Origin of the sequence: Corynebacterium neomassiliense (genome assembly GCF_900626215.1) — a bacterium.
GTDB lineage: Bacteria > Actinomycetota > Actinomycetes > Mycobacteriales > Mycobacteriaceae > Corynebacterium > Corynebacterium neomassiliense.
This window is the reverse complement of the sequence record NZ_LR131106.1, coordinates 282,265-308,000: the sequence shown is the minus strand read 5'-3', so window position 1 is coordinate 308,000 and position 25,736 is coordinate 282,265. Positions and strand designations below refer to the sequence as shown.

The following is a 25,736-nucleotide window of genomic DNA, read 5'->3' as shown; positions in this document are numbered from 1 at the left end:
GCGCCGGTGACGGTGCCGGAGACAGCACACGGTCACCCTCCGACGCCGACCGGCCCCCTGCCATCACCCGGCGGCGCCCTGCCGTCACCCGGCGGTGCCCTGCCGTCACCCGGCGGTGCCCATCAATTCCTTGGCTTCCCTCGCAGTGGCCAGAAGCTCCTCTGCGTGGGCCCGGCCCGTCTCCGAATCCAGGCCGGCCAGCATCCGCGCCAGCTCCTCGACCCGCTCGACTTCGCTGAGAGTGTGCACACTAGATCTCACCGAACTGTCCGTGGCAGCCTTCGCGACATGGATGTGCACGTCAGCGAATGCGGCGACCTGCGGCAGGTGGGTGACCACGATGACCTGGTTGTGGACGGCGAGTCGGGCCAACCTGCGGCCGATCTCCACCGCGGCCCTGCCGCCGACCCCGGAATCCACCTCGTCAAAGACCATCGTGCGTCCCCGCCCCGCGAGGATGACCTCCAGGGCGAGCATCACCCGGGACAGTTCGCCACCGGATGCAGTGGCCCCCAGGGGATGTGCGTCACCCCCCTGGACCAGCTGGAACTCAATGTCGGTGATGCCGTCGGGACCGCAGTCAGTGGTCGTGGCGTCCTCCCCTGCCCCGTCACCGTCGCCGCCCCTGGTCCGGACCTGCACCCTGAACTGCGCCGACATGTGGAGACCACGGATCTCCGCGGTCACCGCGTCCGCGAACCTGTCGGAGGCTGACCGCCTGGCCGAGTCCAGCGACCGGGCGGCGTCCAGCATCTTCTCGGCCGCGTCGGCCACCCTGGCGCGCAGGTCCTCGATGACGTCGTCGGAGACGTCGATGGACTCCAGCCGCTGCCGCGCCTCGTCCCGCCAGGCGAGGGCACCGTCGACGTCGACGGCGAAGGTCCTCAACTCCCGCAGATCCTGCTGCCGCTGGAGCAGTTCCTCCAGCTCGGCCGGGTCCGGAGATTCCGAGAGCACCGCGCCGAGCTCACCGGAGATGTCCGTGAGCTCACCGACCAGCGCGGACAACCGGGCCGCAAGGCCTGCGACCCGCCTGTCCGACCCGGACACCGCGGCAAGGGCCGCAGACGCGCCACCGATGACATCGGTGACGGACTCCCCGCCTGACTCCGGGTCCGCGCCGTCGAGGGCGGAGGCCGCGGAGGCGACCGCTGTACGGATGTCGTCGACATCCTGCAGCCGGCTGATCCGTGACTTCAGTTCCTCGTCTTCACCGGGACGGGGGTCGAGAGCGTCGATCTGCTCGAGGGCGTGCCGCAGCATCTCCGCCTCAAGGGCGAGTTCCCGACGCTTCACGGTGCGTTCGTTGAGGTCCCGGGCCAGAGACGCCCACCGCCTCCGAAGCTTCCGGTACTCACGGCGGTCCCCGTCAAGTCCCGCGAAACTGTCCAGGCTCCGCAGTTGACGGGCAGGGTCGGTCAACTGGAGCTGGTCCGACTGCCCGTGGATCGTCAACAGACGTGAGGTGAAGTCCGCGAGGACCCCGGCGGCGACCGTCCGCCCGGCAAGATGCGCCCGCGACCGTCCCGATGCACTCACCGACCGGGAGACGACGGCCTCCCCGTCCTCGAGGTACCCACCGACCTCATCGATCAGGCGTTCGATCTTGTCCCTGTCCACGTCCCCCACCCTGAACACCCCCTCCACAGTGGCCTTGTCGGTCCCTCCCCTGACCCGCTGAGCTTCCGCACGGGCGCCAGACAACAGCTTCAGCCCCGTGACCACCATGGTCTTACCTGCCCCGGTTTCACCGGTCACCACGGTGAAGCCCTCGGCGAACTCGGCCGTGGCCTCCTCGATGACGCCGAGGTTCCTGATCTGCAGTTCCGTCAACATGATGGACAGGATTCTACCGAACGGATGAGCGATACGCCAGAGTGTTCCCCGTGGTCATCTCCGTGGACCCCGCCAGCCGGTGATCGGCAGGCGAAACTTCTTCACCATCCGGTCGGCGAAAGGCTCGGAGTCGAGACGGACCCAACGCACGTCCTGCGGACCACGACGGACCTCCACCCGGGAACCGGGCGGCATGTGGATCTGACGGAAACCGTCCATCACCGCGGTCGCCGGTGACGTCATCGGGTTCGTCTCCACCGCGACCATCGAATCGGGGGAGACGACCAGCGGCCGTGAGAACAGGGTGTGCGCATTGGACGGCACCACGAGGATCGACTCGAGCTCGGGCCAGAGAACCGGCCCTCCGGCGGAGAAGGCGTAGGCGGTCGAGCCCGTCGGGGTGGACACCAGGACCCCGTCGCACCCGAAGGACCCGACCGGTCTCTGGTCCACCTCCAGCACCGCGTCCAGCACGCCCTGACGGTTGAGGTTCTCCACGGAACACTCGTTGAGCGCCCAGCCGGTCCCCAGGACCCTGCCCTGGGCGTCCCGCACTGTCACGGACAGTGTCATCCTGTTCTCCACACGGTAGTCGCCGGTGATGACACGGTCGATCGCCGCCTGCAGGTCCTCCCCTTCCCATTCGGCGAGAAACCCGATGTGCCCCATGTTCACCCCGAGGACAGGGACGTCCTGGGCATGCGCAATGTCCGCGGCACGGAGGAAAGTGCCGTCGCCGCCGAGGACCAGTACCAGGTCGACGCCCCTGGCGGCGTCGGGGGTGTGCCCGTAGCGGGGAAATCTGCCGAGGATCTCGTGCCTGGCCACCGGTGCCGGATCCCCGGTGGACATGACCCTGACCGTCAGGCCTCCGTCCGCGAGCTGCTGGGCCGCCGCCGCTGCGGAGCTGAGCTTGTCGTCACCGCCGGTGTGGGCGACCAGCAGCACCTCCCGGGGGGCGGGGATCTCCTCGGTCACTGTGGTCCCTCCTTGACGGCCGTCTCCACCATGGTCTGCAGCTGGTCATCGGTCGGGGATGTCTCGCCGCCGTCTCTGATCAACCACAGAAAGTATTCCACGTTTCCGCTCGGGCCGGGCAACGGGGACGCCGTGACCGCCCGTGTCGACAGGCCCAGACCTGCCGCCCGCCGTGCGACGTCCAGGGTGACTTCGGCCCGGAGTTCCGGCGAGCGCACGACCCCGCCGTGACCGAGACGGTCCTTGCCGACCTCGAACTGGGGTTTGACCATGGGCAGCAGACTGCCACCTTCGCGGACGCATCCGGCCAACGCCGGCAGGACCAGCTCCAGCGATATGAACGACAGGTCACCGACCATGGCGTCCACCTGTCCTCCCAGCTGGTCGGGGGTCAGTGTCCGCACATTGGTCCGGTCGAGGACGGTGACCCTCGGGTCGTTGCGGAGTCTCCAGACGAGCTGCCCGTAGCCGACGTCGACCGCCAGCACCTCGGTGACGCCACGGTCAAGGCAGACATCGGTGAAACCGCCTGTGGACGCCCCCGCGTCCAGGACCCGGGTGCCCACCAGGTCAAGGCCGAGGGGTTCGAACACTGCCAGTGCGCCGAGAAGTTTGTGCGCCCCCCTGGACGCCCACCGGTCGTCGTCGGTCACGGTGACTCGGATGGACACTTCACCGTCGACGCCGGTGGCAGGCTTGGAAGCCACGATCCCGTTCACCGAGACCCGCCCCCCGAGGATCATCTCCCTGGCCTGCTCGCGGGACTTCGCCATCTGTCGTTTCACCAGTTCGGCGTCCAGTCGCCGCAGCCGGTTTCCTCCTGCTCTGGCCATCAGGGGTTCCTCACTGTCCTTCCAGACTGCCCTTCCAGTGCGTCCGCGATGATTCGGTGGGCCTTCTCCAGCAGCTCCGCCTCCTGTGCACCGGTGGCGTCCGAGGCGAGCAGGGCGTCCACCTCGGCGGTCAGTGCCTCCGCGTCGAACTGCCCCTCACCGGGCAGCGGGCCCGTCACCGCCATGCCCCCAGTGCTGCCGCCGCTGCGGCACTGCCGTCGTCGACGACGGTCACGTCGTCGCCGGAATCCTGCGCAGCCCAGACCAGGGGCGCGGCGGCGGCGAGAGCCTCAGCCGCCATGACCTCGACGTCGCCCTGCCGACCTGCCGTCACGGTGACCGTGTCTCCGGTGCGGTGGGCGCCCCAGCCGTCCAGGTGGTCCCGCAGGTTGGCGGCGATCCAGGTCGGACGGTACCGGGTGTGCAGAATGTCGGTGTGCCCGGAGACGCCGGTGAGTACGCAGAGGGTGTCCGTCCCGGCGGCGATGCCTCCGGCAATGTCGGTGTCGAGCCGGTCACCGACAGCCAGAGGACGCCGTGCGCCGAGACGTTCCGCCGCGACGTGGAACATCGCCGGCTCGGGTTTGCCGGCACTCTGCGGATGTACACCGGTTGCACTGACGACCGCGGCGACCAGCGACCCGTTGCCGATGAGCAGGCCACGCTCCGACGGCAGGGTGGTGTCCATGTTGGACGCCACATAGACGGCACCCGCCCGTACCGCGAGTGCCGCTTCGGAGAGGACCGCCCAGTCGTTGTCCGGTGAGTGGCCGTGCAGCACGACATCCGGCCGGTCGTCGGCGCTGCGGACGACGCGGAACCCTGCCTCGGCAGCGAGCTCGCGGAAGGATTCGGCCCCCACCACAAGCGCGGAGGGAACCGCGGCGGCGTCCCCGCCGTCTCCGGCACCACCTGCCAGCTCCACCGCGAGGGTGCAGGCGACCTGTGCCGAGGTCAGCACGCGGGAGGGCTCCGTATGTACACCAAGGCCGGCGAGATGGTCGGACACGGCACGTGGTGACCGTGAGGCGTTGTTGGTCACGTACACGGCCGGCCGGCCGGCAAGGCCGGCAAGCGCCCCGTCGATGAGGACGCCACCACGGAAAACTGTCCCGTCGAGGTCGACGAGCAGTGAATCGTAACGGTCCAGGATGTGGTGAGGACGCCGCTCCTGCTGTTCAAGCAATGTCATCGGCACGTCACTCGTCGAGATCCCGCTCGAGTTCCTGCAACCGGTCCGCACTGTCCAGGACGCCGTGGGTGTCCATCTTCTCAGCCTTCCTGAACCACTCGCGGGCGTCCCCGGTCTCCCCGGCGAAGGCCAGCGCGTCAGCGTAGGCGTAGGTCACGCGCAGCGCAGTGACCTCGGGCAGATCCCGGGCACGGGTCTCCGGCTCCAGAACGTCGACGGCGTCGGTGGCATGACCGAGATCATGGTGTGCACCGGCGACCACGATCGCCAGTTCCGCGCGCTGTTCCGGATCAAGTTCAGCCGCTTCCTCGGAGAAACCGAGTTCGACAGCCTTGTCTGGATGCCCCAGGCCGCGTTCGCAGTCCGCCATCACCGCCAGCAGTCCCGGGCCACCGGCCATCCTGCGGGCAGCGCGGAGCTCGGTGAGGGCTTCCTTCCACTCACCTGCATGGTAGGCGGCGATGCCCAGGGTTTCGCGGGTGATAGGTACCCGACCGCCACGTTCTTTCGCGGCACGCGCGTGAGCGAGTGCCCGGTCACTGTCGGAGTCCATGAGCGCGGCGGCCATGATCAGGTGGCCTGCCACCTTGTCAGCGTTGTCCTTCGACAGGCTGCGGAGTTCCTGCCTGATGGCCGGGTCGAGTTCCTTCGGACTCACATCGGACGGGATCTCCGGTTCACTGACGCGGTCGTTGACCCGGTTCTCCCGGTAGCCCGACCGCTGCGGTCCGTTGTGATGGTCGCGTCGCCGCCCGTCCGGGCGCCCGCCGTTGCGGTCATGACCCCTACGGTCGCCCCGGTCGGCCGAATCACCCCGGTAACCACCACGACGGTCATCATCACGGCCGTTCCTGCCGCCTGAGCCACCCCGGTAACCACCACGACGATCATCGTCACGACCACTCCTGCCGGCTGAATCACCACGGTAACCACCACGACGGTCATCGTCACGGCCCCTGCCACCGGCAGAGCCACCCCGGTAACCACCGCGACGATCATCGTCACGACCGCTGCCACCGGCAGAGCCACCCCGGTAACCACCACGACGGTCATCGTCACGACCACTCCTGCCGGCTGAATCACCACGGTAACCACCACGGCCGTGGTCGTTCTGTGGGCGACGAGCGCCTCCACGGTCACGCCGGGGACCGCCTCCAGCACCGTTGCGTGCTCCGTAAGTGCCGGACGATTCGCTCATCAAAAACCTCTCTGGATACAACTCGAAAACCTCGCATACCGAGGCTTCTGGCATAGTCGACTACCAGCGTACAGGGACGGTGCTCTGGCGTTTGACCGCACCACCGTAGCCTCGCACACACAGCCGTCGACAGGCCCGCCGGAGGCCGTGGGCAGAGACGGAGCGACGCGAATGTCCCCCGCTGCAGTCCCCGGACGCTCCGATGTACTGTTCGGACACAAAAAAAGCGTGCCGAGAAGGTACCGCACATTACACAGTGCAGTACCGACCCAACACACTCTCAACAACAAAAAGAATGATGCCGGCAGTGACCTACTCTCCCACACCCTCCCAGGTGCAGTACCATCGGCGCAGGCAGGCTTAGCTTCCGGGTTCGGAAAGGGACCGGGCGTGACCCCACCGCTGAAACCACCGACAAACACAACGAAACAACACACGCCACACACCCCCCACAACACCAAGGGAGCCGGGCACACGGTGCCGTTCCAGACACTGCACAGTGGACGCAAAAACCCTCACAACAACACAACACACGCACACAATCAGAAGTGAAGCACTCGGCCAATTAGTACCGGTCACCTCCAGCGCTCACACACTGTCCAGATCCGGCCTATCAACCCCGTCGTCTACAGGGAACCTCACACGAAACCTCATCTCGAAACAGGCTTCCCGCTTAGATGCTTTCAGCGGTTATCCCTCCCATACGTAGCCAACCAGCCATGCCACGGGCGTGACAACTGGCCCACCAGAGGTATGTCCAACCCGGTCCTCTCGTACTAGGGTCAGCCTTTCTCAAGTTTCAACGCGCGCGGCGGATAGAGACCGAACTGTCTCACGACGTTCTAAACCCAGCTCGCGTGCCGCTTTAATGGGCGAACAGCCCAACCCTTGGGACCAACTCCAGCCCCAGGATGCGACGAGCCGACATCGAGGTGCCAAACCATCCCGTCGATATGGACTCTTGGGGAAGATCAGCCTGTTGTCCCCGGGGTACCTTTTATCCGTTGAGCGACACCGCTTCCACAAGCCGGTGCCGGATCACTAGTCCCGACTTTCGTCCCTGCTCGACCTGTCAGTCTCACAGTCAAGCTCCCTTGGGCACTTACACTCAACCCCTGTTTGCCAACCAGGCTGAGGGAACCTTTGGGCGCCTCCGTTCCACTTTGGGAGGCAACCGCCCCAGTTAAACTACCCACCAGGCACTGTCCCTAACCCAGATCATGGGCCGAGGTTCAGACATCCAATACGATCAGAGTGGTATTTCAACAACGACTCCACAACCACTGGCGTGGCCACTTCACAGTCTCCCACCTATCCTACACAAACCGAACCGAACACCAATACCAAGCTATAGTGAAGGTCCCGGGGTCTTTTCGTCCTGCCGCGCGTAACGAGCATCTTTACTCGTACTGCAATTTCGCCGGGCCTGTGGTTGAGACAGCAGGGAAGTCGTTACGCCATTCGTGCAGGTCGGAACTTACCCGACAAGGAATTTCGCTACCTTAGGATGGTTATAGTTACCACCGCCGTTTACTGGGGCTTAAATTCTCCGCTTCGGACAAAAGCCCTAACAGGTCCTCTTAACCTTCCAGCACCGGGCAGGCGTCAGTCCGTATACATCGACTTACCGTCTTCGCACGGACCTGTGTTTTTAGTAAACAGTCGCTTCCCTCTATTCTCTGCGACCCACACCAGCTCCAGAACGCACGGTCCTGCCACCAGCACGGGCCCCCCTTCTCCCGAAGTTACGGGGGCATTTTGCCGAGTTCCTTAACCACAGTTCACCCGATCGCCTCAGTATTCTCTACCTGACCACCTGTGTCGGTTTGGGGTACGGGCCGTACATGCACTCGCTAGAGGCTTTTCTCGACAGCATAGGATCACCGACATCCCCGCAAACGGGTACGCATCACGCCTCACCCACACAAGCCCCGGATTTACCTGGGACTCGGGCCACACGCTTACACCACAATCCACTAAGTGGCTCGGCTACCTTCCTGCGTCACCCCATCACTTGACTACTACCGGCTCAGGTCCCACGCATCCACCACCACACCACGCCAAAGACGTGACCTGACAGCTTCAGGGCAGTTAGTATCACCGATTCACCATGATCGCACACACACGGGTACGGGAATATCAACCCGTTATCCATCGACTACGCCTGTCGGCCTCGCCTTAGGCCCCGACTCACCCTGGGAAGATCAACTTGACCCAGGAACCCTTGGTCATCCGGCGGATGAGTTTCCCACTCATCATTCGCTACTCATGCCTGCATTCTCACTCGCATAGCCTCCAGCACTGGGTCACCCCGCACCTTCACCGGCCACACGACGCTCCCCTACCAACCCCGCACACACGTGCAGAGTTCCGCGGCTTCGGCGGTGTACTTGAGCCCCACTACATTGTCGGCGCAGGACCACTCGACCAGTGAGCTATTACGCACTCTTTCAAGGATGGCTGCTTCTAAGCCAACCTCCTGGCTGTCTTCGCGATCCCACATCCTTTTCCACTTAGTACACCCTTAGGGGCCTTAGCCGGCGATCTGGGCTGTTTCCCTCTCGACCACGAAGCTTATCCCCCGCAGTCTCACTGCCGCGCTCTCACTTACCGGCATTCGGAGTTTGGCTGATGTCGCTAAGATGATAGTCCCGCTAAACCAACCAGTAGCTCTACCTCCGGCAAGAAACACACGACGCTGCACCTAAATGCATTTCGGGGAGAACCAGCTATCACGGAGTTTGATTGGCCTTTCACCCCTACCCACAACTCATCCCCTCAGTTTTCAACCTAAGTGGGTTCGCGCCTCCACGACGTCTTACCGTCGCTTCACACTGGCCATGGGTAGATCACCCCGCTTCGGGTCCAGGACACGCCACTACAACACACTCGTTAGTATTCGCTTTCGCTACGACTACCCCACACGGGTTAACCTCGCGACGTGCCGCTGACTCGCAGGCTCATTCTTCAAAAGGCACGCCATCACCCCGAAAGGCTCTGACGGATTGTAGGCGCACGGTTTCAGGTACTATTTCACTCCCCTCCCGGGGTACTTTTCACCATTCCCTCACGGTACTATCCGCTATCGGTCACAACGGGTATTCAGGCTTACCGGGTGGTCCCGGCAGATTCACAGCAGATTCCACGAGCCCGCTGCTACTCGGGGACACTCGCAACCCGACCACACATGCTTTCACGTACCGGACTCTCACCGTCTACGGCAGGCCATTCCAAACCACTTCCGCTAGCACACGCAACCCGGGCGACCAGCTGTCAGACCAGTCACACAAGACCCCACAACCCCAGCACACGCAACCCCTGACAGGTATCACACGCACACCGGTTTAGCCACCATCCGCTTTCGCTCGCCACTACTCACGGAATCACTATTGTTTTCTTCTCCTACGGGTACTGAGATGTTTCACTTCCCCGCGTAACCTCCACACCGGCTATACATTCACCGGCAGGTGACCGCACACAACCACGGCCGGGTTTCCCCATTCGGACACCCTCGGATCAACGCTCAGTTGACAACTCCCCGAGGCATATCGCAGTCTCCCACGTCCTTCATCGGCCCACTGTACCAAGGCATCCACCGTACGCCCTTCACACACTTCACACACAACTGCGCCGCACAAAACGACACACGCAAAATTGCATCAAAAGAAGATACTCGCGTCCACTATACAGTTCTCAAACAACACCAGGCACCCCACACACCACCCGCAGCACAACACCACGACCAGCACACAAGACACCCGCACCAAGAACACACGACAACGTCGCTGTCCCAGACACCCAACACCATGACAAACCAAACCCGGCCACCACCAACGGCAACCCACAAGCCACACACGACACACACCGGACAATCATCCACCCGGAAAAAACACTCACACGCACCCGAGACCCGGACACGCGGAAACAAACCAAAAAAACTCCTTAGAAAGGAGGTGATCCAGCCGCACCTTCCGGTACGGCTACCTTGTTACGACTTCGTCCCAATCGCCGATCCCACCTTCGACGGCTCCCTAACGAGTTTGGGCCACCGGCTTCGGGTGTTACCAACTTTCATGACGTGACGGGCGGTGTGTACAAGGCCCGGGAACGTATTCACCGCAGCGTTGCTGATCTGCGATTACTAGCGACTCCGACTTCATGGAGTCGAGTTGCAGACTCCAATCCGAACTGAGACCGGCTTTAAGGGATTAGCTCCACCTCACGGCATCGCAACCCACTGTACCGACCATTGTAGCATGTGTGAAGCCCTGGACATAAGGGGCATGATGATTTGACGTCATCCCCACCTTCCTCCGAGTTAACCCCGGCAGTCTCTCGCGAGTCCCCACCATAACGTGCTGGCAACACAAGACAAGGGTTGCGCTCGTTGCGGGACTTAACCCAACATCTCACGACACGAGCTGACGACAACCATGCACCACCTGTACACCGGCCACAAGGGAAACCACATCTCTGCGGCGATCCGGCGTATGTCAAGCCCAGGTAAGGTTCTTCGCGTTGCATCGAATTAATCCACATGCTCCGCCGCTTGTGCGGGCCCCCGTCAATTCCTTTGAGTTTTAGCCTTGCGGCCGTACTCCCCAGGCGGGGCGCTTAATGCGTTAGCTACGGCACAGAAGTCGTGGAAGACCCCCACACCTAGCGCCCACCGTTTACGGCATGGACTACCAGGGTATCTAATCCTGTTCGCTACCCATGCTTTCGCTCCTCAGCGTCAGTTACTGCCCAGAGACCTGCCTTCGCCATCGGTGTTCCTCCTGATATCTGCGCATTTCACCGCTACACCAGGAATTCCAGTCTCCCCTACAGCACTCAAGTTATGCCCGTATCGCCTGCACGCCCGGAGTTAAGCCCCGGAATTTCACAGACGACGCGACAAACCACCTACGAGCTCTTTACGCCCAGTAATTCCGGACAACGCTCGCACCCTACGTATTACCGCGGCTGCTGGCACGTAGTTAGCCGGTGCTTCTTCTACCACTACCGTCACCCGAAAGCTTCGTCATGGTTGAAAGGAGTTTACAACCCGAAGGCCGTCATCCCCCACGCGGCGTCGCTGCATCAGGCTTGCGCCCATTGTGCAATATTCCCCACTGCTGCCTCCCGTAGGAGTCTGGGCCGTGTCTCAGTCCCAATGTGGCCGTCCACCCTCTCAGGCCGGCTACCCGTCGACGCCTTGGTAGGCCATTACCCCACCAACAAGCTGATAGGCCGCGAGCTCATCCCACACCGAAAAAACTTTCCACCACCGACACTAAACGATGGTCCTATCCGGTATTAGACCCAGTTTCCCAGGCTTATCCCGAAGTGCAGGGCAGATCACCCACGTGTTACTCACCCGTTCGCCACTCGAGTACCCTGCAAGCAGGGCCTTTCCGTTCGACTTGCATGTGTTAAGCACGCCGCCAGCGTTCGTCCTGAGCCAGGATCAAACTCTCCATAAAAGCAACAAACCCTACAAAGAGCCGTCACCGGCACAACAAAAAACTGAACTGCTGACATCCGGCACAAAAACCGGACATCCACGCACAACCCCGGTCGGGGGACCGGGACCGCACGCAGGTCACAAAAACCAACAGACAGAAAACAAAAGATCCATATTTAACAAGCAGTCACCCACTTGCCGGGACCATCCGAACCGTCTGCATCATCTGCGACTTGTAAAAACTTGGTTCATCACACTATTGAGTTCTCAAACAACAACCGCACACCACGAACCGGACCGGAACACTGTCCCGGCCTCCCGTGGCAACCCCGACAAATCTACACACCCCGGCGTCAGAGGGCAAATCACGCGCTCACCACGGGCCAACCACCGTCAGCCCGTGGCCGTCAACGCACGACCCTGGCACCCGCGAACCGCTTCTTGCCCTTGCGCAGAACCAGCCACGAGCCGTGAATCAGATCCTCAGCGGCAGGACTCCAGTCGATCTCCGACACACGCACATTGTTGACGTAGGCACCGCCCTCGGACACCGTGCGACGTGCCGCTCCCCTGGTCTTCTCCAGGCCCACCTCGACCAGCAGGTCAAGAATCGTGGCGTCCTCACCCACCTCGACGATCTCCGTCTCCGCCAGCGCCGAGGACAGGGTCTTCTCGTCGAGATCGGCCAGGTCCCCCTTGCCGAACAACGCCTCAGAGGCCTTCTCGACCTTCTTCACCGCGTCCTCACCGTGGACCAGCGCGGTCATCTCCCGGGCCAGGGTCCGCTGCGCCTCGCGACGGAACGGCCGCTCGTCGACCTCCACCGCGAGACGGTCCAGTTCCTCTCTGCCGAGGAAGGTGAACCACCGCAGGTAGCGGATGACATCGGCGTCGGCGGCGTTGAGGAAGTACTGGTACCAGCTGTAGGGGCTGGTCAACTCCGGATCGAGCCAGAGCTTGCCGCCTCCGGTGGACTTGCCGAACTTCCGTCCCTCCGAATCGGTGACCAGGGGGACAGTCAGTCCGTGGACGGTCTCGCCGTCCACCCGCCGGTTCAGGTCCACCCCGGAGACGATGTTGCCCCACTGGTCCGAACCGCCGATCTGGAGACGGCAGTCAAAACTCCTGCGGAGCTGGACGTAGTCGTTGGCCTGCAGCAGCATGTAGGAGAACTCCGTGTAGGAGATACCGTCACCTTCCAGCCGACGCTTGACGGTGTCCCGCGACAGCATGGTGTTCAGGCTGAAGTTCTTCCCCACGTCCCGGAGGAAATCCACGACCGACATGGACCCGGTCCAGTCCATGTTGTTGACCATGACAGCCGCATTGTCCCCCTCGAAGGACACGAATGACGCCAGCTGTCCCCTGATGCGCTCAACATTGTCCGCCACCGTCTCCGCCGAGAGCATCGACCGCTCACCGACATCACGCGGATCACCGATCATGCCGGTCGCCCCACCCGCCAACAGGATCGGGGTGTGTCCGGCACGCTGCAGCCTCGCGAGCATCAGCAGCGGAACAAGGTGCCCCGCGTGCAGTGAAGGACCCGTCGGGTCGAACCCCACGTAGGCCGTGGTCGGGGTGGCGAGCTGCCCGCGCAGGGCGTCCCTGTCCGTGGACTGTGCGATGAGCCCCCGCCACTCGAGCTCATCGATGATGTTCGTACCGTGGTCGTTCACTGCTGTCCTTCCTGAGATACCGGCCATGCGACTGCTTCATCGGCGAGCAGGACGGGGATACCGTCCTGCACGGGATACGCCACGTTGAGGCGGGGATTGACCAGATAGTCCCCGTGCTCCTCCAGGGGCTTCTTGTCCTGGGGGCACACGAGAATCTCAAGAAGACGGGGATCGATCATGACGGCAAGTCTATCCGCTCGCCGGCGCGCAGCTGACCACCGGTCCCACCACCTGTCCGGCAGGCCGGCGGATCACCGAGCCAGCCGGGCAGGCGGCACTGTCACCGCAACGGCGCAGCCGCCCACCGCCGACCCTGCGCCACCGCGTCCACGACACGGCCGAGCTGCTCGGCGACCCTCACACCGGCGGTCCCCCCGCGGGTCGACCGGGACGCCACCGCGCCCTCGACAGTGAGCACGGAGCGGACCTCGGGCGTCAGCCGCGGATCCACCCCTGCGAGCTCCTCGTCCGTGAGATCCGCCAGACCGACCCCCCTGGTCTCGGCGATGCGGACACACTGCCCCGAGGCCTCGTGCGCCTCGCGGAACGGCACCCCCTGACGGACCATCCACTCGGCCAGATCGGTGGCCAGCGTGTAGCCGGCCGGGGCCAGCTCACGCAGACGCTCAGGGTGGAAGGTGAGGGTTGAGACCAGGCCGCTCATCGCAGGCAGCAGGAGGTGCAGCTGTGTCACGGCGTCGAGAATCGGCTCCTTGTCCTCCTGAAGATCACGGTCATACGCCAACGGCAGGGCCTTCAGGGTGGCCAGCAGCCCCGTGTGGTCGCCGATGAGCCGGCCGGTCTTGCCCCTCATCAGTTCGGCGACATCGGGGTTCTTCTTCTGCGGCATGATCGACGATCCGGTCGACCACTCGTCCGCCAGTGTCACGTACCCGAACTCGGGGGTCGCCCAGGCGATGATCTCCTCGGCGAGACGGGACAGGTCGATGGCCACCTGCGCGAGAACATAGGAAGTCTCCGCGGCGAAGTCCCGGGAACTCGTCGCGTCAATCGAATTGTCGGCGGCGGAGTCGAAGCCCAGCTCAGCGGCGATGGCCTCCGGGTCGAGCGCGAGAGAGGAACCCGCCAGTGCACCGGAACCGTAGGGTGACACCGCCAGCCGACGGTCCAGATCCCGGAACCGTTGCACGTCACGCAGCAGGGGCTGGGCGTGAGCCAGCAGCTGATGCGCGAGCAGCACCGGCTGCGCCGCCTGGAAGTGGGTCTTTCCCGGCATGATCGTGTCCGGGTGCGACCTGGCCTGCGACACCAGGGCGTCGACCACGTCGAGCACCCCGTCGGTCACTTCCCGGACCGCGTCCCGGACCCACATCCGGAACAACGTGGCGACCTGGTCGTTGCGTGACCGACCGGCCCGCAGTCGGCCGCCGACCTCCGGCCCGACCCTCTCGATCAGTCCGCGTTCCATTGCACCGTGGACGTCCTCGTCATCCGGGTCGGGGACGAAAGCACCGGAAGCCACGTCCTCACCCAGGCGGGTGAGCCCGTCGAGCATCGTCGCGAGGTCCTCGTCAGTGAGCAGACCGGCCCGGTGCAGCACCCTGGCGTGCGCCTTCGAGGCCAGCACATCGTACGGGGCGAGCACCCAGTCAAACTGGGTCGACCTGCTCAGGGCCGCCATGGCCTCGGCGGGACCGCCGGCGAACCGGCCGCCCCAGAGGGCCCCCTGGTTGGTGGCGTGCTTCTGGATCTCCGTCATGTTGCCGTCCCGCTCCCTTACTTGCTGAAGCGACGGTCGCGGGAGTTCGCGATCTTCGAGGACAGGCCGTGAAGCTGCACGAAGCCCTTGGACAGGGTCTGGTCGAAGGTGTCACCGGTGTCGTAGGTGGCGAGGTTGAAGTCGTACAGGGACTCCTCCGAACGCCGGCCGTTGACCTGGATCGAACCGTTGTGGAGGACCAGACGGATGTCACCGGTGACGTGCTCCTGGGTGGACTCGATGAAGGCGTCCAGCGAACGCTTCAGCGGGGAAAACCAGAGACCGTCGTAGACCTGGTTGGACCACTCCGCGTCCACGCCCCGCTTGTACCGGGCGAGCTCCCGTTCAAGGGTCACGTCCTCCAGCGCCTCATGGGCGGTGATGAGGGTGATCGCACCGGGTGCCTCGTAGATCTCACGGGACTTGATGCCGACCAGCCGGTCCTCGACCATGTCGAGGCGCCCGACACCCTGTGCCCCCGCCCTGCGGTTGAGCTCCTCGATGGCCTGGAGGACTGTGACCTCACGTCCGTCAATGGCCACCGGCCTGCCGGCCCTGAAGGAGATCACGACCTCGTCGGGGGCCTGGCCCAGGGAGGGCTCCTCCGTGTAGGCGTAGATGTCCTTCGTCGGAGCGTTCCACAGGTCCTCGAGGTAGCCGGTCTCGATGGCACGGCCCCAGACGTTCTGGTCGATGGAGAACGGGGAGGACGCCGACTGCTCGATCGGGACGTTGTTCTCCTCGGCGAAGGCGATGGCCTTGTCGCGGGTCCACGCGTAGTCGCGGGCCGGTGCGATGATCTTCAGGTCGGGGGCGTTGTCCATGAATCCGACCTCGAACCGGACCTGGTCATTGCCCTTGCCGGTGCAGCCGTGGGCGACGTGGGTGCCGCCGTGCTCCTTGGCTGCCTCGACGAGGTGCTTGACGATCAGCGGCCGTGAAATGGCGGAGACCAGCGGGTACTGCTTCATGTACATGCCGTTGGCCTTGATGGTGGGCAGGCAGTAGTTGTCGGCGAACTCGTCGCGTGCGTCGACGACGACGGCTTCGACGGCACCGGCGCCGAGGGCCCGCTGACGCACGGACTCCATGTCCTCGCCGCCCTGGCCGAGGTCGATGGAGACCGCGACGACCTCACCACCGGTCATCTTCTTGAGGTAGGGGATGGCGACGGTGGTGTCGAGGCCACCGGAATACGCGAGTACGACGCGGTCGGTCATGATCTTCGTGATCCTTTCAGGGATGTTCTGTCGGGGGAATTCTACAGAGTGGGGCCGGACCGGTTTCCGGAGGGCCGGTCCCCGGAGGGACGGTCGGCAGGAGGCCGGGCAAGGTGGGACAGTCGTTCAGCCAGCCGTCTGCCGTCGGCCGGCTCCCTGGCGAGCACGAAGACCGTGTCGTCGCCCGCCAGCGTACCGACGACCTCGGGGAGCGCGGACCTGTCGACGACACTGGCCAGGTACTGGGCGGCACCCGGAGGTGTCCTCAGGACAGCGGTGTTCCCGGACCAGTCCGTACCGACGAGAAGCTCTCCGAGCACCCGGCGCAGCTTCGCGGGAACATCGGCGGTGAACTCGCTCTCCTGTGGACCCAGGGCGTAGAAGGCGCGGCCACCGGAGCGGACCTTCCTCGCCCCGAGGTCGACCAGGTCACGGGACAGCGTCGCCTGGGTCGTCTCCACCCCCTCCGCCTCGAGGCGTTCAAGGAGGTGTCGCTGGCTGGGGATGCGGTGGGTCTCGATCAACCTGGCGATGAGGTCCTGCCGCGCGGAACGGGTCAGCGGAACAGCCATTCGAGCAGTGCCTTCTGTGCGTGCAGCCGGTTCTCCGCTTCGTCGAAGACCACGGACCGGGGTCCGTCGATGACGCCGGCGGTGACCTCTGATCCACGGTAGGCGGGCAGACAGTGCATGAACACCGCGTCCGGGGCGGCGTTGGACATCAGTGCCTCGTCCACCTGAAAGCGGCGCAGGGCGGTGGTGTCACGGTCGGCGTCCATCCCCATCGACACCCACGTGTCGGTGATGACGACATCTGCCCCGGTGACATCCGGTTCCCCGATGACCCGCAGGGTCGCACCGGTCTCGTCGGCGCGGAGCTTCGCCCGGTCGATGAACCGCTGCTCCGGCTGGAAACCCTCCGGGGCGGCGATGGTGATGTCGACCCCGGCGGTGGTGAAGCCGAGCATGTAGGAGTTCGCCATGTTGTTGGCGCCGTCACCCAGGTACACCGCCTTCACACCGCGCAGGTCCCCCTTCTTCTCCTTGATCGTCAGGAGGTCGGCGAGGATCTGGCAGGGGTGGAAGTCGTCGCACAGGGCATTCACGATCGGAACTGTGGCGGTCTCCGCCATGTCGTGGAGGTTCTGGTGGGCACCGGTGCGCCAGACCACCGCGTCGACGAACCGTGACAGCACCGCTCCGGTGTCCTGGTAGGACTCTTTCTTGCCCATCTGGGACTTGCCGGAGTCCACGACAATGGGGTGCCCTCCGAGCTGGTGGACGCCGACGTCGAAGGAGAAACGGGTACGGGTGGAGGTCTTGTCGAACAGGATCGCCACCGACCTGTTCTCCAGGCTCTTCCGGATCGGGTTGCGCTTCATCTCCAGGCCCAGTTCCAGGACCTCTGCCTGTTCCGCGACGGACAAGGAATCGTCGGCGAAGATGTGGTGGGGCGCGGATTCCACGGGGGAGTTCACTTGAGCAGCTCCTTGAGTACGGCGACGGCCTCACGGACGTCGGTGTCGGTGATGTTCAGGGGCGGGACGAGCCGGAGGACATCCTCCGCCGGCTGGTTGAGCAGGAGACCTGCCTCCAGTGCACGGGCCGTGAAACCCGGGCGAGGTTCCCTCAGGACCACCCCCAGCATCAGGCCACGTCCGCGGACATGGTCCACGGCGTCCAGGTCGCCGAGGGCGGTGCGCAGGTACTCCCCCTGCCGGTTGACGTTGTCGAGGATGTTCTCCGCGATGACGGTGTCGATCACGGCATTGCCGGCGGCGCAGGAGACCGGGTTACCGCCGAACGTGGACCCGTGCTGGCCCGCCGACAGCAGCTGGCCGGCGGGTGTGGCGGCGACACAGGCTCCGATCGGGAGACCACCGCCGAGCCCCTTGGCCAGGGTGACGACATCCGGGAGGACGTCCTCGACCTGGTAGCCGAACCACCGGCCGGTCCTGCCCATGCCGGCCTGGACCTCGTCGACGATCATGAGGACGCCGAACTCGTCGCAGAGTTCGCGGACCCCGGTGAGGAACCCGTCCGGGGCCGGTACCACACCGGTCTCCCCCTGCACGGACTCGAGGATGACCGCGGCGGTGTCGTCCGGGGCGACGAGGATGAGCTCGCGCAGGGCGTCCAGGTCACCGTAGGGGTAGAACTCCACTCCGGCCGGCATGGGCTCGAACGGGGCCCGCTTACCGGGCTGCCCCGTCATCGCCAGTGATCCCATGGTCCGGCCGTGGAAACCGTGCTCGGCGGCGAGGATCCGTGACCTGCCGGTCAGGCGGGCGGTCTTGAACGCAGCCTCGTTGGCCTCCGCTCCGGAGTTCGAGAAGAACACGTGGGCGTCCGGGGAGATGAGCCCGCGGAGCTTGTTGGCCAGGGCGATGACCTGGGGGTGCGCGAAAATGTTGGAGGTGTGGCCGAGGGTCGCGATCTGCTCCGACACCGCCCTGACCACCGCGGGGTGCGCGTGACCGAGGGCGTTGACGGCGATACCGGCGAGCAGGTCGATGTACTCTCTTCCCTCGGAATCCGTGACCCGGGACCCCTTTCCCGAGACAAGTTCGATCGCCGGGGTGCCGTAGGTCGGCATGACCGCGGCCTCCCAGGCTGTCTTCCAGTCATTTGTCCGGTTGTCAGGCATTGGGCGACTCCCAGTCGTCAGGGGCGATCATCGTTCCGATACCGCCTTCAGTCATGAGTTCGAGTATCACGGAATGCCGTTCACGTCCGTCGATGACGTGGGCGGCGGAGACACCGGTGCGCACCGCGGACAGGCAGGCCTCCATCTTGGGGATCATGCCGGCGTCGAGACCGGGGAGGATCTTCTCCAGTTCAGCAGGCGCGATACGCGAGACCAGTGACCCCCTGTCCGGCCAGTCCGTGTACAGCCCCTCGACATTGGTGAGGATGACGAGCCTTTCGGCACCGACGGCGGCGGCAAGGGCACCGGCCGCGGTGTCGGCGTTGATGTTGTACACGTTGCCGTCTTCGTCGGGGGCGAACGGTGCGACGACCGGGATCCGGCCGGCGTCGATGAGGTCCATCAGCGCTGTGGCGTCCACCTGCGCGATGTCCCCCACCCGGCCGAGGTCGATCTCCTCGCCGTCGACGACGACGTTCTTCTTCACCGCGGTGAAGAGCCCGGCGTCCTCACCCGAGGTGCCGACAGCGAAAGGACCGTGCTGGTTGATCAGGTTGACCAGTTCACGGCCGACCTTCCCGAACAGGACCATGCGGACGTACTCCATGGTCTCCGGGGTCGTGTAGCGCAGCCCCCCGATGAACCGGCCCTCGAGCCCGACCTTGTCGAGCATTTCGGTGATCTGGGGTCCACCGCCGTGGACGACAATGGGGTGTGCGCCCACGGTGCGGAGAAACGCCATGTCGGCGGCGAAGGCGGCCTTGAGGTCGTCGTCCACCATCGCATTTCCGCCGTACTTCACGACGACGATCTTCCCGCGGTAGTGCAGCAGCCAGGGCAGAGCTTCGGCGAGGACGTCTGCGCGGATCGCCGGCGAAAGCTCGGTGACGCCGCGGTAGACGACCTTCTCTGGTGCGGTTTCAGTCATGGGGTCCTGTCCTTCCGCTCAGGAGCTGTACGCGGAATTGATGTGGACGTACTCGTGGGAGAGGTCCGTGGTCCAGACCGTGGCATGCCCCGGACCTCCTGTGCCCAGGTCCACGTGGACGTCGATGTCCGGTCCTGAGAGGTCTACGTCACGTGCCCCCGGTGCACCGGTGGCGTCGACGCAGACGGGGTGCCCGTTGAAGCTGACGGAGATCTTCTCCGCGTCCATGGGCACCGGGGCCATGCCCACGGCTGCGAGCGTCCTCCCCCAGTTCGGGTCCGAACCGAACATGGCGCACTTGAAGAGGTTGTCACGACCCAGGACACGTGCCGCTGTCTTGGCGTCCCCGTCGGTGGCTGTGCCGGTGACGGTCACGGTGACGCGCTTGGTCACGCCCTCGGCGTCCCCCTGGAGCTGGCGGGCGAGATCGAGGCAGACCTGATGGACCGCGTCCCGGAACTCCCCCTCCGACGGGGTGACCCCCGACGCCCCGTTGGCCATGAGGATCACGGTGTCATTCGTGGACGTGGAACCGTCGATGTCGATGCAGTCGAAGGTGACCTCTGCCGCCGAGCTGAGGTAGGGCGCCGGATCATCGACATGCGCATCGGTGGTGAGCACCACCAGCATGGTGGCCAGGGACGGGGCCATCATGCCCACACCCTTGCCCATGCCTCCCAGCGTCCAGCCGTCACCGTGGTACACCGCCTGCTTGACGATAGTGTCAGTGGTCATGATCGCGGTCGCCGCCGCAAGACCCGCCTCCCGGGAACCCGCCGAAGGTTCCTTCACCGCGGTGGTGACCGTGGCGACCCCGGCCAGCAGCTTGTCCATCGGGAGTGTGTCTCCGATGAGACCTGTGGAACACACCGCGACCTCGGACGCCGGGACGCCGAGCGCCTCCCCCACCGCCGCGGCGGTGGCTTCGGCGTCACGGTCACCCTGTGCACCGTTGCAGGCGTTGGCGTTGCCCGAATTGAGGATCACGGCACGGAAGGTGCCGTCGTTGTGCGCGCGGGTGTACTTCACCGGTGAGGCGAAGACCTTGTTCCGGGTGAACACTGCAGCTGCGGTGTACTCGGGCCCTTCGTTGACGACCAGGGCCAGGTCCGGTTTACCGGACGGCTTGATTCCCGCGGTCGTCGCTGCTGCCCGGAATCCCGACGCTGCGGTCACTCCGGTGGTCTGTTCTGTCATTGTCTCTGCTCCGTCTGTTGCGGTTGTCATGTCGGTCACCTGTCCGGTCACAGACCTGACATGGGAAGACCTGCGGTCTCGTCCCAGCCCTGCATGATGTTGAGGCACTGCACTGCAGCTCCCGCGGTCCCCTTGGTGAGGTTGTCGATCGCACTGGTGGCCACCACCACCCCGTCGGTGACGGTGACCTGCAGGTGGCACATGTTCGTCCCGACCACGTTACGGACCTCCGGCTGCTCTCCCTCCGGGAGCAGCAGCAGGAAGGGTTCGGCCGCGCAGAAGTCCCGGTAGGCTTCGCGGATCTCCGCGGCGGTGCCGCGTGCCCGGGCGGTGACGGTGGTGAGGATTCCCCGTCGCAGGGGGGCGAGGACCGGGGTGAAGGTCACGTGGACGTCACCGCTGTGCATGCCTTCGGGAAGCACCCGACGGATGTTCTGCGCCATCTCGGGGGTGTGGCGGTGGGTGCCGACCTTGTAGGCCCGCAGGTTGGACATGGTCTCGCCGCCGAGCATGCTCACGGTCGCCTTCTTTCCCGCCCCTGTCACGCCGGTGACGGAGACGACCGAGACCGCCGGGCTCATCAGTCCGGCGTGCATGGCGGGCAGCAGCGCGAGTGTCGCCCCGGTGGGGAAGCATCCGGGCACGGCGACGCCGGTCGCGCGGGCCAGGATGTCCCTGTTACCGGGAAGCTCGGGGATCCCGTAGGGCCAGCTGCCCGGCCAGGGACCGCCGTAGTAGGCGTCCCAGTCCTCCCTGGAGACCAGTCTGCGGTCTGCCCCGCAGTCGAGGACCTTCGTGTCCCCCAGATCGAGGGAGGAGGAGACCCCGTGCGGAAGTGCGAGGACGGCGACATCATGGTCGGCCAGCACTTCGGCGGTCGTGTCTCCGACGATGCGGTCCGCGAGCTGCGGAAGTCCGGGGACCAGGGAACCGAAGCGTTCCCCGGAGTTCGATGCCCCGGTGAGTGCTCCGATGGTGAAGTCCCGGTTGTACCCGGGGTGACTGAGGAGCAGGCGGAGTGCCTCTCCGCCGGCGTATCCGCTGGCGCCGGCCACTGCGATCGAAATCATCGTGTCAGTATGCCCCCGGCGGCCGCAGAGCGCAAGTTATGCACTATTCCGAGTTTTATGCAATCTGCGGGTCAGGCCCGCAGTACCGCGCCGACCTTCTGCGCCGCCGAGGCGACAGCTGCCTCCCTCGCCCTGGACGCCTCGTCCTCGGTAAGGGTCCGGTCCGGCGCCCGGAACCGCAGCGAATAGGTCAACGACCTCTTACCCTCACCGAGGGTGTCGGAACGGTACTCGTCGAACAGCCTGAGGGACTCGAGCAGGCTTCCCGCGCCTTCCACCAGAGCAGCCTCCACATCTGCCGCCGGAGTCGTCTCGTCGACGACCACCGCGACATCCTGGTAGAGGGCAGGGAACGGTGACAGAACCGGCCGGGGGAACCGGGGACGTGTAGGTACGGCATCCAGGTCGATCTCCAGCGCGACAGTCCGCGGCGGAAGATCCGCCCGTTCACACACCTGGGGATGCAGCTCACCGGCATGTCCGACGACCACGGGACCGTCATCGCCCTCGACAAGGATCTCGGCGCACCGACCGGGATGCCACGGCAGGTACGCGGCATTGCGCAGACTGACGTCGACCCCTGCCGCCCGGCCGATGACCCTGGCCGCTTCAAAGGCGTCCGCAGCGGTGTAGGGCCGGGCCGGGCCCCAGGTTCCCTGGAGTTCACGGGCCCCGGCGGCGATGACGGACACGTGCAACGGCTGCCGGGGAAGGGACGCCGCCAGGGCCGCGATCTCCTCCTCGGACGGACGACCCGACGTCGACGGCATCGGAGACACACCCGAGGTCTCCGTGGGCAGAGTCACCTGCTCCACACCGAACAGTCCGAGGTCCTTCTGTCCCCGGGTGATGTTACGGCGCAGCGAGTCGATCATCGACGGCAGAAGAGTCGTCCCGATGGTTGAGACGTCGCTCTCCAGGGGATTGAGGACCCGTACCGCGTTGCGGCGGGGGTCATCGGCGTCCAACCCCCACACGTCGAAGGTGTTGTCGGGGATGAAGGGCCCCGGAAGGATCTCCAGCCAGCCGTTCCACGCCAGGGCATGCCCGACCGCCCGGCGCATCCTCTGCCTGGGGGTCAGTCCCCTGCCCGCAGGGGCCGTGGGGATCACAGAAGGAATCTTGCCGAGCCCCTCCAGCCGGAGGACCTCCTCGACCAGGTCCGCCGGCATCGTCAGATCGGGTCTCCACGTCGGGGGCGTCACCTCGATCGCCATCGCACCGTTGGAGTCCCGCTCGCCGGTGGCGGTCACGGAGCAGCCGACTTCGGTGAGACGCCCGACCGTGGTGCCGGAGGGGTAGACCATCCCCGCGGTCCGTCCGGGTGCCGAGGTGTGCATCGCAATGACGGGCATCTCCGGAACACCGCCGACGATCGTCGACCCGGGCATCACCGTCCCGCCGGCGATACGGCTGAGCAGGGCGACCGCGAAATCCAGTGCAGCCTCCACCGTGGCGGGATCAGTCCCGCGCTCGAACCTGCGGGACGCCTCCGACGACAGCCTGTGACGCCGTGACGTCCTCGCCACGGTGATCTGGTCGAAGTGCGCGGCCTCGAAGTAGACGTCGGTGGTGTCCGGTGTGATCTCCGAGGTGGACCCTCCCATCACACCGGCGAGCGACTGGATACCGGTCGCGTCGCAGATGACGACATCCTCCTGCGACAAGGTCCGCTCCACCCCGTCCAGGGTGGTGAGCTTCTCTCCCGCCGCGGCACGACGGAGGTGGAGGTCACCGGTGATCCGCCCGGCGTCGAACGCGTGCATGGGCTGCCCGAGGAGGAACATCACGTAGTTGGTGACGTCGGTGGCTGCATTGACCGGACGCTGACCGCACAGGAGCAGTTCACGCTGCATCCAGTACGGGGACTCCACCGTCGGATCGATGCCCGTGACCCCACGGATGCCGAACCGCGACGCCTTCGTGTCCGGGTCCACCGTCACGGCAGGAAGGGCACCGGGGGCCGACGACGACGGCAGTCCCGCGAGAAGATCTGTCGGCAGTGCCGCCGCCGCCGGATCCAGGGCCGGATCCCGGTAGGTCAGGCCGAAAGAGCTGGCAAGCTCCCTGGCGAGCCCACGGGCGGACAGCGCATATCCCCGGTCCGGGGTGATGTTGACCTCGAACACCGTGTCATCGAGACCGAGGAAGCCCCGGGCGTCCTGCCCGACCACGATCCGGGGGTCAGCGGCCTCCGCACCCCGCAGAGCGATGATCCCCGCCGTCTGCACCGAGGCCAGCCCCAGCTCCGCGGCAGAGCACATCATCCCCTCGGACACCTTGCCGTAGGTCTTCCTGGCCGCGATCTCGAAACCACCCGGCAGTACAGCCCCCGGCAGGGACACCACGACAGTGTCCCCCTTCCGGAAGTTCCTCGCACCGCAGATGATGTGCTGCGGCTCGCCGGTACCGTTCGCGTCAGCGACGTCGACCTCGCAGTACCGGATCGGCTTCTTGAAACCTTCCAGCTCCTCGAAGTCCACGACCCTGCCGAAGACGACGGGCCCGGTGGATCTCTCGATGTGCCTGAAACCCTCGGTCTCGAAACCGACCCGGACGAATCCGGCGTCCATCTCCTCGCTCGTGACGGAGAAAGGCGCGGTGGAGGTCCGGAGCAGACGGGTGAGCCAGTCCTGGGAAATCAGCATGGGGTGTTACTCGGTTCCTTGAGAAATGGGGGAAGGGGCGGGAGAAAAACAGTCGGGGAACAACGGGAGGTGGATGGCGGTGGAGGGGCGGTCAGGGAGGAGACCGCCTCTCAGCCCCGTATGCCGAAAGGCTCGGTGAACCTCACGTCACCTTCCACCATGTCACGCATGTCCGGAAGCCCGTTACGGAACTGCAGGGTGCGCTCGATGCCCATCCCGAACGCGAACCCGGAGTACTCCTCCGGGTCAATTCCCGCTGCGGTGAGGACATTCGGGTTGACCATTCCGCAACCACCCCATTCAATCCAACCAGCTCCCCCCTTCTTGTCGGGGAACCACACGTCAACCTCAGCCGAGGGCTCGGTGAACGGGAAGTAGTTGGGCCGGATACGGGTCCTGGCGTCCTCACCGAACAGCACTCGGGCGAGGTGGTCCAGGGTGCCTTTCAGATGGGCCATGGTGAGCCCCCGGTCGACGGCCAGACCCTCGACCTGGTGGAAGACCGGGGTGTGGGTGGCGTCCAGTTCATCGGTGCGGAAGACCCTGCCGGGGCACGCGATGTAGATGGGCACCTCACGGGAGAGCATGGTCCGCATCTGCACCGGTGAAGTGTGGGTGCGGAGGACCTGACGGGAGTTCTCCGGTGCGACATGGAAAGTGTCCTGGAGCGTACGCGCCGGGTGGTCCGGCAGGAAGTTGAGGGAATCGAAGTTGTAGTACTCAGCCTCGATCTCCGGTCCGTCGGCGATCTCCCAGCCCATCCCGGTGAAGATGTCGGCGATCTGCTCCGAGAGGATCGTGATCGGATGCTGGGCGCCCCGCTGACCACGGGTCGTCGGCATCGTCACGTCGATGCGCTCCGCTGCGAGCACTTCGGCGTTGCGCTTCTCCTCGAGGCGGATCTTCGCCTGGTTGTAGGCTTTCTCGATCCGGCCGCGGGCCTGGTTGACCAGCCTTCCCGCGTCCTTCCTCTCCTCTTTGGGCAGACTGCCGAGACTGCGGCGCGCCGCCGGCACGGGTGCGTCGTCCCCCAGGTGTGCCCGCCGCAGTTCAGGAAGCTGGTCCAGGTCGGTCGCCCCGGCGAATGCCTGGACCGCCACGTCCGCTGCGGCCGCCAGGCCTGCTTCGCTCATGTCTACCCCGTC

At 65.1% G+C, this 25,736-nt stretch carries 19 protein-coding genes and 3 rRNA genes; all 22 read right to left on the bottom strand.

The features are described 5' to 3' along the window. Nucleotides 1-105 precede the first annotated feature (105 nt). The 22 genes from recN to pheS all read right to left on the bottom strand — a co-directional run bounded on the left by recN (nucleotide 106) and on the right by pheS (nucleotide 25,724). Nucleotides 106-1,836 (bottom strand): DNA repair protein RecN, encoded by a 1,731-nt coding sequence (gene recN / locus E0E18_RS01345; protein WP_130839137.1) that lies wholly within the window; start codon nucleotides 1,834-1,836, stop codon nucleotides 106-108. A gap of 54 nt (nucleotides 1,837-1,890) precedes the next feature. Next, nucleotides 1,891-2,814, bottom strand: coding sequence for an NAD kinase (locus E0E18_RS01340; RefSeq protein ID WP_066587447.1), 924 nt, complete (start codon nucleotides 2,812-2,814; stop codon nucleotides 1,891-1,893). Continuing rightward, the gene (locus tag E0E18_RS01335; protein WP_130839136.1) at nucleotides 2,811-3,647 is read right to left on the bottom strand and encodes a TlyA family RNA methyltransferase; all 837 of its coding nucleotides are present in this window, start codon (nucleotides 3,645-3,647) and stop codon (nucleotides 2,811-2,813) included. The genes E0E18_RS01340 and E0E18_RS01335 overlap by 4 nt, the downstream gene beginning before the upstream one ends. Then, nucleotides 3,647-3,832, bottom strand: a complete 186-nt coding sequence (locus E0E18_RS13950) for a hypothetical protein (protein WP_066587439.1) — start codon at nucleotides 3,830-3,832, stop codon at nucleotides 3,647-3,649. Before E0E18_RS13950 ends, E0E18_RS01335 begins: the two co-directional genes overlap by 1 nt. After that, on the bottom strand, nucleotides 3,823-4,839 hold the full coding sequence (locus E0E18_RS01325; protein ID WP_066589648.1) for an HAD hydrolase-like protein: 1,017 nt from the start codon (nucleotides 4,837-4,839) through the stop codon (nucleotides 3,823-3,825). Before E0E18_RS01325 ends, E0E18_RS13950 begins: the two co-directional genes overlap by 10 nt. A 7-nt stretch (nucleotides 4,840-4,846) precedes the next feature. Further along, a complete protein-coding gene (locus E0E18_RS14080) occupies nucleotides 4,847-5,497 on the bottom strand; it encodes a tetratricopeptide repeat protein (protein ID WP_237559580.1) in 651 nt (216 codons plus the stop codon). Then, entirely contained in the window at nucleotides 5,494-5,979 is a 486-nt protein-coding gene (locus E0E18_RS14075) for a hypothetical protein (RefSeq protein ID WP_237559579.1), read from the bottom strand. The genes E0E18_RS14080 and E0E18_RS14075 overlap by 4 nt, the downstream gene beginning before the upstream one ends. 357 nt (nucleotides 5,980-6,336) lie before the next feature. After that, a 5S ribosomal RNA gene (gene rrf, locus E0E18_RS01315) occupies nucleotides 6,337-6,453 on the bottom strand. A 129-nt stretch (nucleotides 6,454-6,582) separates the two neighbouring features. Continuing rightward, nucleotides 6,583-9,657: ribosomal RNA gene (locus E0E18_RS01310) — 23S ribosomal RNA — on the bottom strand. A 326-nt stretch (nucleotides 9,658-9,983) separates the two neighbouring features. Beyond that, nucleotides 9,984-11,502: ribosomal RNA gene (locus E0E18_RS01305) — 16S ribosomal RNA — on the bottom strand. Together the 16S, 23S and 5S rRNA genes form the textbook arrangement of a ribosomal RNA operon. Before the next feature lie 388 nt (nucleotides 11,503-11,890). After that, entirely contained in the window at nucleotides 11,891-13,189 is a 1,299-nt protein-coding gene (gene tyrS, locus E0E18_RS01300) for a tyrosine--tRNA ligase (protein WP_066590251.1), read from the bottom strand. Continuing rightward, entirely contained in the window at nucleotides 13,159-13,341 is a 183-nt protein-coding gene (locus E0E18_RS01295; RefSeq protein WP_066590249.1) for a Trm112 family protein, read from the bottom strand. Before E0E18_RS01295 ends, tyrS begins: the two co-directional genes overlap by 31 nt. Nucleotides 13,342-13,442: 101 nt before the next feature. Then, entirely contained in the window at nucleotides 13,443-14,882 is a 1,440-nt protein-coding gene (gene argH, locus E0E18_RS01290) for an argininosuccinate lyase (protein WP_130839134.1), read from the bottom strand. A 17-nt stretch (nucleotides 14,883-14,899) separates the two neighbouring features. Next, a complete protein-coding gene (locus E0E18_RS01285) occupies nucleotides 14,900-16,102 on the bottom strand; it encodes an argininosuccinate synthase (RefSeq protein WP_066588744.1) in 1,203 nt (400 codons plus the stop codon). Between the two features lie 41 nt (nucleotides 16,103-16,143). Next, nucleotides 16,144-16,674, bottom strand: coding sequence for an arginine repressor (gene argR, locus E0E18_RS01280; RefSeq protein WP_130839133.1), 531 nt, complete (start codon nucleotides 16,672-16,674; stop codon nucleotides 16,144-16,146). Beyond that, nucleotides 16,659-17,567: an ornithine carbamoyltransferase gene (gene argF, locus E0E18_RS01275; protein ID WP_066589938.1), complete on the bottom strand. Its 909-nt coding sequence runs from the start codon at nucleotides 17,565-17,567 to the stop codon at nucleotides 16,659-16,661. Before argF ends, argR begins: the two co-directional genes overlap by 16 nt. 8 nt (nucleotides 17,568-17,575) lie before the next feature. Next, nucleotides 17,576-18,748, bottom strand: a complete 1,173-nt coding sequence (locus E0E18_RS01270; protein WP_066588750.1) for an acetylornithine transaminase — start codon at nucleotides 18,746-18,748, stop codon at nucleotides 17,576-17,578. Beyond that, on the bottom strand, nucleotides 18,741-19,676 hold the full coding sequence (gene argB, locus E0E18_RS01265) for an acetylglutamate kinase (RefSeq protein WP_066588753.1): 936 nt from the start codon (nucleotides 19,674-19,676) through the stop codon (nucleotides 18,741-18,743). The genes E0E18_RS01270 and argB overlap by 8 nt, the downstream gene beginning before the upstream one ends. Before the next feature lie 18 nt (nucleotides 19,677-19,694). After that, the gene (argJ, locus tag E0E18_RS01260) at nucleotides 19,695-20,873 is read right to left on the bottom strand and encodes a bifunctional glutamate N-acetyltransferase/amino-acid acetyltransferase ArgJ (RefSeq protein WP_130841111.1); all 1,179 of its coding nucleotides are present in this window, start codon (nucleotides 20,871-20,873) and stop codon (nucleotides 19,695-19,697) included. A 47-nt stretch (nucleotides 20,874-20,920) separates the two neighbouring features. Then, complete coding sequence (gene argC, locus E0E18_RS01255; RefSeq protein ID WP_110481476.1) at nucleotides 20,921-21,943, bottom strand: N-acetyl-gamma-glutamyl-phosphate reductase; 1,023 nt, start codon at nucleotides 21,941-21,943, stop codon at nucleotides 20,921-20,923. Nucleotides 21,944-22,014: 71 nt separating this feature from the next. Next, nucleotides 22,015-24,591, bottom strand: a complete 2,577-nt coding sequence (pheT, locus tag E0E18_RS01250; RefSeq protein ID WP_130839132.1) for a phenylalanine--tRNA ligase subunit beta — start codon at nucleotides 24,589-24,591, stop codon at nucleotides 22,015-22,017. Nucleotides 24,592-24,701: 110 nt separating this feature from the next. Further along, nucleotides 24,702-25,724, bottom strand: a complete 1,023-nt coding sequence (gene pheS, locus E0E18_RS01245; RefSeq protein ID WP_130841109.1) for a phenylalanine--tRNA ligase subunit alpha — start codon at nucleotides 25,722-25,724, stop codon at nucleotides 24,702-24,704. Nucleotides 25,725-25,736: the final 12 nt, after the last annotated feature.

Coding starts and splice junctions, on each gene's coding strand:
- tyrS (WP_066590251.1), bottom strand. CDS start 13,189: ATGGCCGGTATCTCAGGAAGGACAGCAGTGAACGACCACGGTACGAAC.
- argJ (WP_130841111.1), bottom strand. CDS start 20,873: ATGACAGAACAGACCACCGGAGTGACCGCAGCGTCGGGATTCCGGGCA.
- pheS (WP_130841109.1), bottom strand. CDS start 25,724: ATGAGCGAAGCAGGCCTGGCGGCCGCAGCGGACGTGGCGGTCCAGGCA.
- E0E18_RS01295 (WP_066590249.1), bottom strand. CDS start 13,341: ATGATCGATCCCCGTCTTCTTGAGATTCTCGTGTGCCCCCAGGACAAG.
- argR (WP_130839133.1), bottom strand. CDS start 16,674: ATGGCTGTTCCGCTGACCCGTTCCGCGCGGCAGGACCTCATCGCCAGG.
- recN (WP_130839137.1), bottom strand. CDS start 1,836: ATGTTGACGGAACTGCAGATCAGGAACCTCGGCGTCATCGAGGAGGCC.
- argH (WP_130839134.1), bottom strand. CDS start 14,882: ATGACGGAGATCCAGAAGCACGCCACCAACCAGGGGGCCCTCTGGGGC.
- E0E18_RS01335 (WP_130839136.1), bottom strand. CDS start 3,647: ATGGCCAGAGCAGGAGGAAACCGGCTGCGGCGACTGGACGCCGAACTG.
- E0E18_RS13950 (WP_066587439.1), bottom strand. CDS start 3,832: ATGGCGGTGACGGGCCCGCTGCCCGGTGAGGGGCAGTTCGACGCGGAG.
- E0E18_RS01270 (WP_066588750.1), bottom strand. CDS start 18,748: ATGCCTGACAACCGGACAAATGACTGGAAGACAGCCTGGGAGGCCGCG.
- E0E18_RS01325 (WP_066589648.1), bottom strand. CDS start 4,839: ATGACATTGCTTGAACAGCAGGAGCGGCGTCCTCACCACATCCTGGAC.
- argB (WP_066588753.1), bottom strand. CDS start 19,676: ATGACTGAAACCGCACCAGAGAAGGTCGTCTACCGCGGCGTCACCGAG.
- E0E18_RS01285 (WP_066588744.1), bottom strand. CDS start 16,102: ATGACCGACCGCGTCGTACTCGCGTATTCCGGTGGCCTCGACACCACC.
- pheT (WP_130839132.1), bottom strand. CDS start 24,591: ATGCTGATTTCCCAGGACTGGCTCACCCGTCTGCTCCGGACCTCCACC.
- argC (WP_110481476.1), bottom strand. CDS start 21,943: ATGATTTCGATCGCAGTGGCCGGCGCCAGCGGATACGCCGGCGGAGAG.